This is a genomic window from Ruminococcus sp. YE71 (genome assembly GCF_900119155.1).
Lineage (GTDB): Bacteria > Bacillota > Clostridia > Oscillospirales > Ruminococcaceae > YE71.
The window spans coordinates 1-15,142 of sequence record NZ_FPIR01000032.1 but is presented as its reverse complement, the minus strand read 5'-3'; the positions used below and the strand labels follow the sequence as shown (position 1 = coordinate 15,142).

12 protein-coding genes are annotated in these 15,142 nt (G+C 43.6%); 2 read left to right on the top strand and 10 right to left on the bottom strand.

Going from position 1 to position 15,142, the window contains the following annotated elements:
• Nucleotides 1–130 precede the first annotated feature (130 nt).
• The 10 genes from cas2e to BT142_RS17565 all read right to left on the bottom strand — a co-directional run bounded on the left by cas2e (nucleotide 131) and on the right by BT142_RS17565 (nucleotide 11,897).
• Nucleotides 131–1,006, bottom strand: a complete 876-nt coding sequence (gene cas2e / locus BT142_RS17610; protein ID WP_084659553.1) for a type I-E CRISPR-associated endoribonuclease Cas2e — start codon at nucleotides 1,004–1,006, stop codon at nucleotides 131–133.
• A complete protein-coding gene (gene cas1e / locus BT142_RS17605) occupies nucleotides 1,003–1,944 on the bottom strand; it encodes a type I-E CRISPR-associated endonuclease Cas1e (RefSeq protein WP_072419472.1) in 942 nt (313 codons plus the stop codon). The genes cas2e and cas1e overlap by 4 nt, the downstream gene beginning before the upstream one ends.
• A complete protein-coding gene (gene cas6e / locus BT142_RS17600) occupies nucleotides 1,944–2,576 on the bottom strand; it encodes a type I-E CRISPR-associated protein Cas6/Cse3/CasE (protein ID WP_072419471.1) in 633 nt (210 codons plus the stop codon). The genes cas1e and cas6e overlap by 1 nt, the downstream gene beginning before the upstream one ends.
• A 7-nt stretch (nucleotides 2,577–2,583) precedes the next feature.
• Complete coding sequence (cas5e, locus tag BT142_RS17595) at nucleotides 2,584–3,264, bottom strand: type I-E CRISPR-associated protein Cas5/CasD (protein WP_072419470.1); 681 nt, start codon at nucleotides 3,262–3,264, stop codon at nucleotides 2,584–2,586.
• Nucleotides 3,264–4,388, bottom strand: coding sequence for a type I-E CRISPR-associated protein Cas7/Cse4/CasC (cas7e, locus tag BT142_RS17590; RefSeq protein ID WP_072419469.1), 1,125 nt, complete (start codon nucleotides 4,386–4,388; stop codon nucleotides 3,264–3,266). The genes cas5e and cas7e overlap by 1 nt, the downstream gene beginning before the upstream one ends.
• Nucleotides 4,381–4,977, bottom strand: a complete 597-nt coding sequence (gene casB, locus BT142_RS17585; RefSeq protein ID WP_084659552.1) for a type I-E CRISPR-associated protein Cse2/CasB — start codon at nucleotides 4,975–4,977, stop codon at nucleotides 4,381–4,383. Before casB ends, cas7e begins: the two co-directional genes overlap by 8 nt.
• Nucleotides 4,949–6,634: a type I-E CRISPR-associated protein Cse1/CasA gene (locus BT142_RS17580; protein WP_072419467.1), complete on the bottom strand. Its 1,686-nt coding sequence runs from the start codon at nucleotides 6,632–6,634 to the stop codon at nucleotides 4,949–4,951. The genes casB and BT142_RS17580 overlap by 29 nt, the downstream gene beginning before the upstream one ends.
• 3 nt (nucleotides 6,635–6,637) lie before the next feature.
• Nucleotides 6,638–9,364 carry a CRISPR-associated helicase Cas3' gene (cas3, locus tag BT142_RS17575; protein ID WP_139182295.1) on the bottom strand — a complete coding sequence of 909 codons (2,727 nt, stop codon included), beginning with the start codon at nucleotides 9,362–9,364 and terminating at the stop codon, nucleotides 6,638–6,640.
• A 555-nt stretch (nucleotides 9,365–9,919) separates the two neighbouring features.
• Entirely contained in the window at nucleotides 9,920–10,711 is a 792-nt protein-coding gene (locus tag BT142_RS17570) for a sigma-70 family RNA polymerase sigma factor (protein WP_084659551.1), read from the bottom strand.
• Entirely contained in the window at nucleotides 10,701–11,897 is a 1,197-nt protein-coding gene (locus BT142_RS17565; RefSeq protein ID WP_072419360.1) for a DUF6076 domain-containing protein, read from the bottom strand. Before BT142_RS17565 ends, BT142_RS17570 begins: the two co-directional genes overlap by 11 nt.
• A gap of 619 nt (nucleotides 11,898–12,516) precedes the next feature.
• Between BT142_RS17565 and BT142_RS17560 the strand changes: the two genes are divergently transcribed.
• A complete protein-coding gene (locus BT142_RS17560) occupies nucleotides 12,517–14,316 on the top strand; it encodes a DUF927 domain-containing protein (RefSeq protein WP_072419359.1) in 1,800 nt (599 codons plus the stop codon).
• A 369-nt stretch (nucleotides 14,317–14,685) separates the two neighbouring features.
• Nucleotides 14,686–15,093 (top strand): hypothetical protein, encoded by a 408-nt coding sequence (locus BT142_RS17555; protein ID WP_072419358.1) that lies wholly within the window; start codon nucleotides 14,686–14,688, stop codon nucleotides 15,091–15,093.
• The last annotated feature ends 49 nt before the right edge of the window (nucleotides 15,094–15,142 follow it).

The window sequence follows — 15,142 nt, the reverse complement described above, 5'->3', positions numbered from 1 at the left end:
TCGCTAGGATCACCCCCGCCCGTGCGGGGATAAGATATGAATAATAAACAATATAATGTCAATGGTAGGATCACCCCCGCCCGTGCGGGGATAAGACTAAGAAGTGCTTGAAAATACAGGGGATTGTTTTTCATTCCCCTTCAATTTCCTTTAACTTCTCAAAGATCCTGTAGGTCAGCTTACAATCTTCTATTGCTCTGTGCTGAGTTTTAATCTCGATCCCGAAATGTCCGCATATTGAAGCAAGACTGTAACCGTCAGCAATATCTGTTTTTCTTTTGGCTATCCTGATAGTATCAATAGTCCTGTTTCGTAAAAAAGTCCTGCCTGTTTCATTACATAGCCGCTGCAAAAATCCTATATCAAAACTGATGTTGTGTCCGACAAGAGTATCGTTTCCACAGAACTCGGTAAAAAGCTGAATGGCTCTGTCAGGCTCGATGCCTTCGGATTCAAGAAGCTCATCGGTTATTCCGGTGAGTTTCATAATTTCCTTTGGAACAGGTTTGCCGCATTTTACGAGTGCTGAAAAGCTGCCAGTTTCTTTGCCCGATCTTATACGCAAAGCACCGAGTTCGATAATGCGTTCATCAGTCTTGATCCCTGTTGTTTCAATATCTATAACTGTATAATCGGGGGTATCATCTCCTTTTCTTTTTCTCTGTTCAAGATGAGTTTTGTGCCTTATGACATTTTTAGAACCTGCTTTATATTTGCTGTCCGATTCTGATGGGAACATTCTTTTGACGAGCTTTATACCGTCATGATCGGTCGGTATCCACTCGCTGCCGCATATCCTGAAATCAAGTTTTTGCTCATTAGCCGCAGCGTATGTCATGACTGCTCTGCCGCTGCCGATATTATCGCAGATCCTTTGCCATATCCCGTCCCTGACTCTTGCACTAAGATTCCCGACATATACTCCTGTATCTATCTCGAACAGCCATCGTGTAAGATCACCTCTGAGCTTTGCAGGGCAGCTTGTTAAAGTAATGACGACCATCATTTTTCGTCACCCGAACTATACTGCTTTCCGAAATCCACAAGATCATCTTTATTGTCCCAGAGATACATGACCTTTTCATAAGGTATAAGCTCGTTTTCAGGATCAAGCAGATATTTTATGTCTCTGACCATTCTTTCAAGTGTGCGGTTCTTTACCATTTCATCTCTGATACGTCTTCGCACTGCACCCGAAATATCATCGGGCGGATCTGCTGCGATCTCAAAAGCCACAGGTATCGTTATATCCGCTTTGTAGAGGTCGGCAATATCATACACAAAAGAACATTCATGCCCCACATGAACAAAACCAAGTGCGGGTGAACAGCCTATACCACATATTACCGCATGAGCAAGTCCGTACAAACAGGCGTGACCTGCTGACAATGCCTGATTCACAACGTCTGAAGCCGTGAAATCTTGCGGATCATATTCTCTGCCGTTCCATTCCACGCCCCATTTTTTTGAGCTTTCCCGATAGACTTTTCTGATCCTGCTGCCCTCTCTTCCACGCAGTTGTTGAAGTGTAAGTCCCGAAACATCCTCATCGGGAAAACGAATTATGTACATTTTCCTCACAACATCAAGATGCTTTCGCTGATTTGTGACTAACTCTGCCTGCCGCAAAATCAGCCGTGAACTGTGAGTCAACGGTCTGCCTCCTGCATAATACCGCACACCGTGTTCGCCTATCCAGCATACGCTTATCCCTGCGTCTCCTATAAGCTCCATAGCACGATGTGTTATCTCTGTTCCGGGTCCGAGCAGCAGTACAGAAATCATTCCGGACGGAACGTGAATGACACCTTTCTCGTCGAACACAGTTATTGCACTGTCCTGCCTGTTCAGTTTACAATGTTCAAGATACAAGAAAGTCATCCTGTCACTAAGCTTAGGAAGCTCCCATAGATCAGGTCTTATCATGCCCGGAATCTCTGACATCAGTTTTCCCCTCCGATGTTCATAACAGTAAGAAGTCCCATTCCGTATGCCTTGCCCCTGCCGATACCGTTTCTAAGGGCTTTCCTGAAAAGCTCCTCGTCAGTGATCTCCAGCACACCCTCATACGTTACGGAAATTAATGTGACATATTTTGAACCTGATCTGTAGAACTGTTTCCATTTGCTTTGAACAATGTTAAAGTTGTTATCCGAAAGCTTGAAACCGTTAGCTGTACTCTTGTTCATCAGCCATTTTCTCTGATGCTCAGGCGTGATGTGTGCATGGACCTTTCCGCGTTCGCCTTTATTATTACTTACCGAGTATGTGGGATTCGCAGTAAGTCTGAAGCGTTTGCAGCTCCCGTTTTTTATACCGTTGATCAGTTTTTCGTAATCAGCAGTTTCCCATTTTATCTCGGATGAGAACTGTGTACAAAATCCGCTGAGGTCAGGACTTTCCTCGCTGAGTATCAGCATATAAAGCTTCCCGTTAAGATTATCGAGCCTCCAAAGATTGCGTTTTCTTTCACCGCTGAATGAACTTTCAAGTGCTCCGTGTAGTATGCTTGGTGATGCAAGTGCTTTCATAGTCCTGCGGTTCGCTGTATCAAGTGCAACTCTTGTAAGATACAAAGTCTGCTCACCTCAATTCATTAAAAGGATCATGCAGCGTTTCCGCTTCGTCAGAACCATTCTTCATGACAGTATTATCACAGCAAGTTACGCCACGCCAGCCATGTTCACGCCGTGTTTTGCTGAATGACAATGGCACATCTCTTATGGCTGAATTGCTGCTTTCGTCTTCTATTATGAACCTCAAAACATTTTCATCGTTATTGCAAGCCTTTTTTTGCCGCCATTCTGAAAGAAGCCACGGTTCTTCGTTTAGTGCTGCGTGAAGCTCCTTGTCACGAATACCAAGCACAAGAGGCATTGTCGGCGGACATGATCTTCTTCCAAGATACAGCGGATACACAGGTGATCTAAGTGCATTTTCAAGATTTTCGAGCTTCTGCCGCTCACCTTCAAGTCCAGCAAGGAACACTGCGTCTGCGATATAATAACGTTCGGTGATATAAGGCTTTTCCGCCTGAACAGTATGATAATCACGCATAAGCACGCCTTCTTTGTCAGCACGCACTCCGAACCGCAGCATATTAAGGTCTTCAAGACTCTGATCTCTCGAAAAACCAAGAGCCGCAGCGATCATGCCGATCACGCCGCTTTTAGTCGGGTATGGAAGAGTTCTTCTTGTTTCAAACTTTGACTCCGCTCCCCATGACTGCATCGGTGCTGCAAGTCTAAGCAATAAAGTTGCCATCAGACCACCCCACTGACAAGCTCACTCAGCTTATCAAGCAGCACGTTAATGCTGACTTTTTCCGCTCCAAGCACACTTTCGTTTCCGACAACAAAGCTTGTGTCAGGTGCTCCGCAGAAATCGTCATAAACTCTTTCGGCGTGTTCAAACAGTGCCTTTTTTGATAATGCAATATAGCCTTCTTTTGAAACAACAGGCTTTTCAAATGCACCGCAGAGATTTACGGGCTGATCTTTTCTGACTGTTACATAAACCATATCGGGAAGTGTTCTGTTGGCATAGGAATTCTGCTTGCCGGTCGGCATCGAGCAGATAAAAGCCTCGGTGAAACCTTTTACGGCATCAGCTGCATCACTGCCGATCCATTTTTTCAGATCGGTCACATTGATCGTAGCATATCTGTAAAGTGTTGAAGAATTGAATTCCATAGTACTAAGATGTCCCGCCCCATTTTTATCACAATCATCTACTGCGGTAAAGAAATCATATTCATTGTTTACTACATGAGTGGATATGCTGTGTGCGACCTGACAAGCTGCATCAACATTAAGGTCAACATCATCGGCAGCCATGCGTCCGAATAAAGCTAAATCGATACTTGGATTCTCTGACAGTATTTTTCTATACTCAAAAACATCCACAATATCTTTTAATTTAACCTTTTTGTCCTTCTCTTTTTCCGTCGCCCATTTCTTTAAATCCTCAATCATCTGAGCCGCAAATCCTTGGCTCTGTTTGTGGCTAATGAAGAACAAAACCTTTGTCTTATCCTTATCTTCAAAATCAAACAAGGTATGTTCTTTACCGTTACGCTTGTATTTGAGTTTTAACACTTCATCGACAGCCTTTTCGTAATCTTCTTGATCAAATTCAGAAGACATATTTATACAACTATCAACTATAAGTTTTTTCACATATTTTGTACGGTACCCAAGTTTTTCAAAAGATATTAAATCTTTGAAATAATCCCTCACTGCGTGCTTCCATGCCTGACTTGATACTCTTGCTCTGTTTGCACCGCCGTACACAGCGGTCTTTGGTCTGCCGGTATCATCACGGTTGACGCAGCTTGGCGGTACTGTCTGCAAAATGTGTATATCAACATAAAATCTCTGCTTATCCATTTTTATTCTCTCCTTTGGTATTATAATAGATCGAACGGTAAAAATCTCTGCCCCATGATAGTTTTATACTGTTTGCAGCATTGTTGTTTGAAAAACTGTATATTTCCTTTGCAAGTTTGGCATGATCTAGTCCGGTATTACAGCCCTTGATAAGCTGGATCAATCCTCTAAGGTAATAAGCAAGGTCATCGGGTGATACTGCCGTCACAACCAGATTAAGGCGGTTCATCACTCTGGGAATATCGTCATCTGAGCTTACAAGTGCTGCCGCTGCCTGCCCTATACTTACACCTTCGGCATAGACCTCCCTGTCGCTTCCCTGACAATGCAGGGCATACAGCGTGAGAGCAGTATATACCGCAAATTCAAAACGATAAGAATTCTTTTTCTCAAAGAGTTCATCCGGCATTCCAACGAAAATGAATCCCCACAGCTCAGGCATTTCTCCTGGATGTTTGCCAACACCCCGACGCAATTCCGCAAGAAGACCTTTTCCGGCACCGCTGTCCTTTACGCTTTGCAGATACTTGATCTTTCGGAGCGTATATTTATACACTTCATCAGCTCTTATCATTTTTATCACCGCCATTTCCGAATATATTATTTAACGAAGCTATGAATCGGTTCAGTGCCTCAGCAGATGATGTGACAGGTCTGCTTTTGGATTTGCTGTCGGTTTTAATATATCTGCCGAATATTGCACTGTTACCAGCCTGTAAAGCAAGCTCGTTTCCAAGCTTTTTTGCAATTATAAATACTGTCTTATCAAGTTTCTCGGTCTTATCATCCATATCGTCGATTTCAGGGTCAATGCTTTCGAGCCACTGCCTGAACGGACGGTCTATGCGGTCGTAGAACTGCATTGTAGCTAATCTGCGTTTTAGTTCTTTTGTCTTCCAATTTTCTTTTTCATTTTCAGAATATCCTTTGATTTTCTGTAATGATATTGAAAGATTGGCAATTAAACCGGCAACTTTTTCAATCTTTGAAATTTCATCATTGATACGGTTTCGCCAGTTGGCACCTATATTTTCCAGAAGTGCAGAATGAAATGATAATTCATCACTTGAATAATCGGTGATTAAGTATGAAGAATCACCCTTATTGGCAAAACATACTGTTGTAATATGAATTGTGTTATTAGAAGGAATGATTCTTTTTCTGATCAGATATTGATACCAACGAATTATTCCAGGAGTTCTTATTCCCTTTGAACTATCATTTTGGGTATTTAAAGGGAAAACTGCAATTGAGCCAAACTCTCTCCAGACGGCTTTAGTCATGTCGTGCGTTTTGGGCTCGAAACAATTAATGTTTTGTTTGTTTTTTTGAGCTTGCCATAAGGTCATCTGCTCAATAAAAACATCATTTTCTTCAAAATAATAGCCGCCGGAAAGAAATACTCCTGTGACCTTATTGTCATTTCTTGAAAAATAAGCACCACGAGTTTGAAGCGACAATAACTCAGCTTGATTATTCGGGACGGCGATAAGTTCGCTATGCTTGAAATTATTGTCTTTTTCCCAGAATGGTTTAGAAATAAGACTATCACTATCTAAATCAGCATTTGCAACATAATTGAGCATTATAGTTTCAAAAAGATTTTTCCCAGAAAGGAATATACCTCCGATAATACTGCACCATGTCTTTTTGGGTCCGAGTATTTTATCTTTTGGTCCAATAGATGTGTCATCGAAGCAATGCAGGTTTATCAACCAACGTGCCGCTTCTGAGTACTCCAGTAAAATTCCGTTATTATCCCTATCAGAAAATAACCTATTCTTATTTTCGCTCTGTGATAATGAACCAATAAGTTTCTTTGTTCCATATGGGTTAAGCTCATCTTTATTGGTCGTTCGGTTATTATTGACCGCCTTCGATTGATAAAATGGATATTCTTCATCGAACAGCCAGAATCTTTCTTTCCACTTATCGAAGTACTTTTCAAACGATGCAGTCGGCATTTTCCCGGCAGCCCATATATTCTTCCATAGCTGTACCGGATCGTAGTCATCATCGGTCGTGTCGATCTCATTGCCGTTTTCATCATACCGTGAGAACACCGTGTAAATTATAGCCAGAAGGAAGCGAAGCACTGCAAAATCCTGTGATTTAGTTTCGCCTGCAAGACATAGATATTCATGAGCTTTGTTAAACAGTTCTGAAAGACTTACTTCCTTGACGTTCTTGTCTGCTTTCATCACTTTTATCCACGGCTCAGTTATCAGACAAAATTCTCTTTCCATGATTCACCCCTCATTCTCTTTGATCTCTTCAAGTCCGTATTCTTTGCTGTACCTGAGCTTTCTTTCAAGCAATTCAGATTCAAGCTCCTCGTTTAGAGTAAGCAGAAGCTCACCCTTTAGCAGCTTGCTTTCACGCCATCTGTCAGGTATAACATCAAGCATATCTATCGTTTCATTAAAGCGTTTTGTAAAATACATAGGCAGCTTTATTCGTTCCCTTGCAATTGCTGCTGATTCTCTTTCAGAAGGAGTAATGGTCATATCAATCTCAGCACCGCCGTTTCGCCATGGCAGAAAACGCAGGCAGCCATTATTGCTCTTTGTCAATAGCAACACCTCTATCGAATCCTCACCGTCTCTGACTGAGGCTTCTGCCCTTTGACTGTTACCGACATTATCATCAAGAAGCTCGTCGAGAGTTATATCACTTTTTCTAAGTTTTTTCGAGTCGATACAGTATTTTCTCGCTTTTGTTTCCTTATCATCTATTTTTCTTTTATGTTCCTCCCATTCTGAACTTGTTTCATTCGGTTCAGCATAGACCTTGCTGACAAGGGAAGGGATGCACGAGGGTATCGTAAGTTCATCGGGAAGATATTTTTTCGTCTGTTCAAGCAGCCATTTGCCGTAAATAAGTTCAGAACCGCCGCTGTCTGTATCAAGTATGGATATGACCGGCTGAGTGAGCTCTTGGGGACGATCATGGGTATCATGTCTGTGCAGACGACCCGTTCTTTGAAGCAGAAGATCCATAGGACAAAGCTCTGTTACCATATAGTCGAAGTCTATATCAAGCGATTGTTCAATGACCTGTGTTCCGACAACTATCAATCGGTCTCTGTCAATCTCGGAAGAAGTTTTGCCAACTCTTTTCAGAAGCGTTTTTTCAATATCAGCTCTGTCAGTTGCTGTAAATCTGCTATGAAAGCATATTACTTCAAATTCGCTGAGTTCATCTGAGATCGTTCTGGCAAGCTCCTGAGCCTTTTTCACAGTATTAACTATGATTGCTGCACAGCCGCCATGGCTGAGCCGTTCTCTCATTACGGCAGTTAATTCTGCTTCTTCGAGTCTGCTGACCTTGATCTTCTTATCAGGAGTATCATAACCGAGAGCTTTTCCGAAAGCCTGTTTGCTATCCGTCCATGTGAGAACGGGATAGGCGTTTTCATCAGTTGTATTTTGAATATCCTTTTTTGTGTTAAGATATGCTTTGATTAGTCCTGTTCGTCTTGCAGGTGGAAGAGTAGCTGAAAGTATGATAACAGGCACTTTATATGCTCCCATCCATGAAAGCGTTCTGTCAAGATAAACATTCATATACGCATCATAAGCATGGCACTCATCAATAATGACTACTTTTCCGGCAAGTCCCAGATGCCTTAGCATGACGTGCTTTTGCTTTAATGAAGCAAGCAGAAACTGATCTATTGTTCCTATAACAAAATCTGCAAGCAGTGCCTGTTTGCTTCCTTCAAACCATTCATGTACGAATATATTTCTCTCTGTGCTTTCATCGGTCTCGGAATATACATCATTGGCACTGCCGTTGAAAAGGCTCTGATATTCCTCGTTCAGTTCTGTCATTCCGTGTGCCAGACGGATAGTATGCTTTTCTCCGTCGCACTGCTGCTCAGACCATTGCTTTATTCTTCCAAAAATACCGTTTGCCGTTGCCTGCGTGGGCAGTCCGAAGTAGATGCCTCCGCACTTGTACTTTCCGGCAAGCAATTCTGCCGCCGCAAGAGCTGCCTCTGTCTTGCCAAGACCCATAGGTGCTTCGAGGATGTATATACCCGGTGAAACTGTATTATCTACAATTTCCATAAGCTCTCGCTGAACGAGATTTGGTGAAAAGCCGAAACGTTCTTCAAACATTCTGCATTTGTCAAAAATCGGTTCGACTTCCCAGTATAACGGCAGATCAAGTTTTTTCCAGGCATATGATAAGCGGCTTTTTCTATCAGCAGGCTTTTCAAAAGTATCAAACAGCGGAAAATAATATGTGTTGCTTGCTATCCAGTCGCTCATTATCAAAAGTGCAGTTACAAGCATTTGAAGCTTAACATCAGGCACAGGCACATCTTCAACAGATGAATAGCCACAAATTGACAGAGAATGTTCGATCCATTCATTCCAAAGAGTACGCCACTCTCTTTTTTGTTTTGAACCACGACCATAATAGTTTGTGGGATAATTCCCTATCTGATCAGCGGAGGAAAAAGTTCTTCCGTGATGAAAACCTACTATTGCTGCTGTTTCGTCAGAAAATCCAAACTCAGTAAGTATGGCATATCCTGCCGCATTGTGTGGTGAACTTTTTGGGTCATTTATTCTGTCGAGGTCTAAACCGTTTTGATACAGAAGTTCTCTGTGTCCCTCGATATTATCAGTGATCTTACTCTGAAATGCCGGTGTGATTTTTCCGATATCATGGAGCAGAGCAGTAAGCCTGCAATAATTTCGTACAGCTTTCGCTGCGGAATCCTTATCGGCATGATCGACAAGATATTCAGCAATAAAGTCACATTCGTGCTTTGAAAGCCATTTATCAAATAATCTGCATATAATATCGGAAGTATCTTCCGAGTGAGTAACAAACGAAAGCCATTTATTTTTTTCAAAAGGCACACTTTTGGCAGCCATAAAATCTATTACAGACATATTATCTCCTTTTATTGCAGCAGTGTCTACATAGATTATTTTACTATATTTTCTTTTGTTTGTCAATAGTTTTGAAACAATTTGCCGAATGATGAATTGTGTAGTTGTTAAGGCAATACCGCACGACCATTGTGCGTCAGATGCGTGTCTCAATCTAAAGCTTGAGATGTCAGAAATTTCGTCAGATTGTCTAAATTCGACGCAGGCTTGCTGACGCAAGTTAAGGAGAATTTAGCGGCAAATTTGCAAATGAAACTAATACAGATGTTCTTTTAAAACTGATGCCTTGGATAGATAAACGAATAGCGTATTTGACTGCAGCTGTAGCTTGATTCAAGTTATATTATACAGCATCAGGAAAAGAACCGCAAAAAATATTAACAGCGTATATGCACTATGACTCAAGTGCATATACGCTGCTTTTACGCTTTAAATCCGATTTTATCTTCAAACTCCGGAACAGTCATGTTGGCTCTCTTTGCTGCGTCAGCTATCGTCAGGATACCCACCTCGATACCTTAAGCCTTAGCATCCTTTCTGATTACCTCTATCATAGTGCAGATCTGAAACAGTAATTACATAGAAAAATCATAAGCACCCACAGTCTAATACTCCTTATTTTCAATTGGAATCCACCGCCCACCAAGCCTCACGAAACGTCCTAAGCTCGCTGAAATGCCAGTAATCATAATAAAGCTGCTCCAACGCATCATGCTTCTGCTTTTTTACAGCGTCCTCGGTCAAAAGTTCAAATTCAGCGATGTCACCGAGGTTCATTTCCTCATATCCGTATGCACCGTAGAATCTGCCGACTATCTTTTGCTGTTTCGGTGTGAGCTTATCAAACAGCAGCTTCAGCTTTTCGGCACAGAGACTTGTATAAGCCGCCTGATCCGGCTGTGGGTCGTTAGATATGATCCGGGGGTCTTCAAGATACTCCTCGCCGTACTCATCCTGTATCGACTTCATGATACTCTCGGTCTTGAACGAGAACCGCAGATACCTTGCGACAAGCTGTTTGCTGATACACAGCTCGTTTGCGATATTTTCGTCTGTCATACCGTCTCTGTGAAGCTTGCGGCATTTGCTTGTCGACAGCAGTTCTTTGTGTGACACGGTGAGAGGTGTTATGAACTGTTCAATGTGTCGCACCATCGCGGTTCTCAGATACGGGTAAATATACGTTGCAAAGCTGCCCTTGTCGGGGGCATAATTTCTCTTGTAAACACGCTCGATGAGCTCCGCCGAGCCGACCTGAAACAGCTCGTCCGCTAAGTCAGCATTGTTCATCTCAAACTTTTTCAAAACGTCCCTGACGATAGATACGATGAACGGCTCCAACTGCAAATAAAGCTCATTCAACGCCGCCATGTCGCTGTTTTCAAACCGCAAAACCAATTCTTCATTCGTCATTTTCTTTGTTCGGTCGTCCCTTCTTCGGCGGTGCTATGCCGCATAGATTGTACAAATTTGTGGAAGATAACTGTTGCTCAAATTCTTCGTTTGTAAATTCCGGCGAGGTCATAGCTGTGTGGTAAAGTTCCTCAGCTTTATGCAGAAGTATCTGCTTTTCCGATTCTGTTATAACTTTACGTTGACAGCTTTTTGTGAGCCTTGCAATACACCGCTGATAGCTCTGATACTTGGGGTTATCGGCGTTTTTCTCTTTCGTTTTTTTCTTTGCGAACGCAATCTGATTGCAGGTACGCTTCGGATTTTCAGGCGAGGGCATATCGCAATATTTGGTCTTGTAGCCACCGCTCACGACGAAAAATCTGTCGCAGTTCAGACACCTGCGTATCTGATGCCCGACCATCAACCCCTTGAAAAAATCGACTTTGAGCAGCGATTGAAGCCGTTTCGCACGATAATACTCAGCGATAATATACTCGCCGCTGCCCTCAGCGGTCTCACATGGAATAAGATTCATATCAAGATTATCGGTGAGATCATAGCTCATGAACGGCTCGGACAGAGGATTTGCAATCATTTTATAGGCGTTTGGCGAGTTGATAAAATCATAGTACGCCGCCGCATAATTCTCGGGGTCGCACTTTTTCAGCCGCATGATGCCGCCGGTGATAAAATAGTAAATCGTCTTGTTGAAATTGTAAATGTCGTCAACTATCGGTTTCAGAGCATGGGCGATCACGACATATTTCTCCCACTTTTCAGAAGTCAGCATATCATCTGTGATTACCTTGAACTTTTTAAGAAAAACTATATACTGTGGGTCTGCGAGAACCTGAAATATCTTGTGTGTCAGCAGCATATCGCAGATTTCCAACAGCATTTCATTCACCTTCTGCCATTCTTCCTTGTCAGGCGGCAAATATTCAAGTTCAATATCGTCCGGAGTGTTGTCAGCATCAAACTCGTTATCATTCCATTCCCGGATAGCATCCATCGCCCATTGAGCCGACTTGTCGCTAAACTCTCTGTCCAAAATACGTTCAGCAGACTCATACAGATCGTAAATATCCTCAAACTCCTTCGGCGTGATATTCAGGCAAGAAGCCGAAAGCTCGCCGAGCATGAACTCCCGACCGTTGACTTCTATCCGGTCGCCCTTGACCCAGAACACGCATTCTGAAAACATATCGCACCTCCCTGTCAGATTTATACAATTATTATAGCACATCCCGAACGTCAAATCAATAGACAGAGAGAAAATGTCCTGAAAGACGAAAATTAAATGTCCAGACTTTTTACACCTTTTCTCAAAAAATGCACATATAGATATTGGAAAGTGAAAATTGCCACAAGCGAACCACTCACACTTGGGGTACTCTCTATTCCCAAAAATCCGTCTTACAGTGCATACAAACCGCTAAAAGCTTGCAAAACTGTCGTTTTAGCAGTAATACGTTCAGAAAAAATGTTCTTACAAGGTGCTTACAAATGCGGTTTTGTAATGCGTATTCAAAAATGTCCTGCGGGACGAAAATTAAATGTCCAGACTTTTTATACCTTTTCTCAAAAACTGCACATATATAAAGTGGAAAGCATTTTCGCCTCGAACGCCGCAACGTGTTCGGGGCATTTTTAATTCCGCAGAACTGTTCCAGCGAGGTGCTTACATCTGCTGTGTAATACGTTTTGTAGGATGTTGTAATGCGGATGTATTGCGGACAGAAGTGTCTGAAATGCCCGAAAACACTTGCTTTTTTGCGTTTTGTAATACAGTAATACGAAAAGAAAAATAAGGAGGTCGATCTATGAACGGACAAATTTCACGCTATGACGATACGGTTTACAACGAGCCGTATATCGCCAAGGACGGTTGTCTGTACGAACAAGTCACTATCAGAAACCAGCTTGTAGATGTCAAGCTCGCCGATTTCGTGCCTGTACTGAAAGCCGAGATCACGCACGATGACGGAGTGGAACAACGCAAACTCTTCCGCATCGCTGCGACGCACAAGACCGGTCAGGTCTTGCCGGAACAGACCATATCCGCTGACGAAATGCAGTCGATGAAGTGGTTGCTGCAACGCTGGGGACAATACGGTGCTGTTGTTCCGAAGCAAAATGTTCTCGCAAAAGTCTGCCATGCAATCATGCAGACCAAGCAAGCGGTGCGTAACGAAACCGTCTATTCGCAGACGGGTTGGCGAAAGCTCAACGGCGAGTGGGTGTTTTTGATGCCGCACCTCGACAGTAAATTCACAGTCGAACTGCAAGGCAAGCTGAACAGTTACCGCTTCACCAGATCATGCGATAAGTCCGACTTGATTTATCTCTCCGCCATGCTTGACAACAGCTTCGCACCGCCAAGTGTTCTGCTGCCGTTGCTGTCTGTAACGTTTTTATCTCCGCTGAATCATTTCCTCAAAACTGCTGGCTGTGAGCCGAAGTTCGTGACCGCACTCATCGGAAAGACCGGCAGCCGCAAGTCAACACTCGCCGCACTGTTCCTGTCGTTCTTCGGACGCTTCACCGCAAGTGACTTGCCGATGAGTTTTCATGACACCGCCAATAGTATTCTCAGCAACAATTATTATCTCAAAGACGTGCTGACCTGCATTGATGATTTCCACCCAAGCGGTATGTTCCACGAACAAGAGATGCGAACCATTGCACAGAATATCTCTCGCTATTACGGCGACAGAATTGGTAGAGCCCGACTCAATAGCAAAGCCGAACTCCAAGCAAGCCGTCCACCGACAGGCAATGCTATCATCACAGCAGAGTATGTACCGGAGATTTCTGTGTCGGGTTCGGCGAGATACTTCAACATTGAGTTGAATGAAAATGATGTGAAACTGTCCGAGTTGTCTGAGTATCAGCGGCTCGCAGAGCAGAATGTGTTGTCAGAAATGATGATGCTGTATGTCGAATGGTTGAAGCACAAGTACCTCTCTGATGAAAACGAGTTCACAAAAATGCTGTCAGAAAAGTTCTTGCAATATCGTTCGGAGTTCATTGAGCAGCTGACTGCGGCGAAGATTAAATTCCACAATCGAACACCTGATATGCTCTCGCACCTGAAAATCGGAATGGAGTTCTTGCTGACATTCCTGCACGACCATGAGCAGCTCACCGAGCAGGAAGTCAGCAGCCACACAAAATCATTTGTCATGATTCTTCTGCAAAGTTGTTCGCTCAACGCCGAGATCATCGTCAATGAAAATCCGACCACACGTTTCTGTGAAAAGCTCAAAAGTCTGCTAGACAGCGGTCGGTGCTATGTTGAAACTCGTGGTCTTGAATCACAATCGAGACAGAAAAAGTGCATCGGCTTGCAGGACAGCGATCACTACTATCTGTTTGCAGACGCAGCACACTCGGAAGTCCGCAAGCTATGTTCGGAGCAGGGGGAGCATTTCACGATTAGCAAAAATGAACTGCTCCGTCAGCTTCGCAGCGAGGGTCTGCTGCTGTCACGGACGAGCCGCAACACCATTTCAATTCGTGACAACTCCAACACGGTGGTGAATGTGGCGATGCTCGACAAGAAAAAGATAGAACAGCGAATGTCGGGCGATTTGTGCCCTCCAAGCACAGAGGTCGGGTAGTTCAACCACCAAGCCAACAGAACGCCACAGAAACGATTTGTCGGCGTTTGTGGGCGAGGATATAGCGAATGAAAAATCGAACGGAGATGATAAAAATGAACTGAAAAGCGTCGGTCAACATTATGCACAGACCACCCGATTCAATGGCAGGAAAATCGCTAAATTATAGGATTGCAGGTTAAAGCAGCGTGGACGCTGCCTTCACAGCGACCGGCAAAGCCGACCGCAATTGCGAGCTTTTTGAGCGGGTCTTGTGCAGGATTTCAAGGGGTTGTGATTTTGTTTGTGTTACCAAAAGTGGGTCGCACAAGTGAATCACGACCGTTTATCAAGCAAAAAACAAGTCGGACAGTATTAAGGAGTGATTCAATGGCAAACAAGGAAAAACAGGCGGTATGGCTCTACCCCGAAACAAAAGAGCTGATGACCAACCACATGGCGGCGGCGAATGCACGTTCGCAAAGCGACTTCATCGAGAAGGCAATCAGGTTTTACGCCGGGTATCTCGATTGTCGCTCGGACAACATGACGGAATATCTCGGCGAGGTGACAGCGTCAGTAGTCGAAGGCATCGTCAAGGGCAGTGAGCAGAGAATAAGCCGAGCGTTGTTCAAGCTGGCTGTTCAGTCGGCGGTGCAGTCGCATATTCTTGCGGCAGTGTCTGATGTTGACGAGACAGATGTCGGCAAACTGTATGGAATGTGTGTGGACGATGTCCGCAAGACAAACGGCATCATTGACTTCCGGAACGCACTGAAATATCAGAGGGAGGATTGACAATGGAGAAAATCAGAACAGGAATTTATGTGTCGGGCAACGTGCTTGC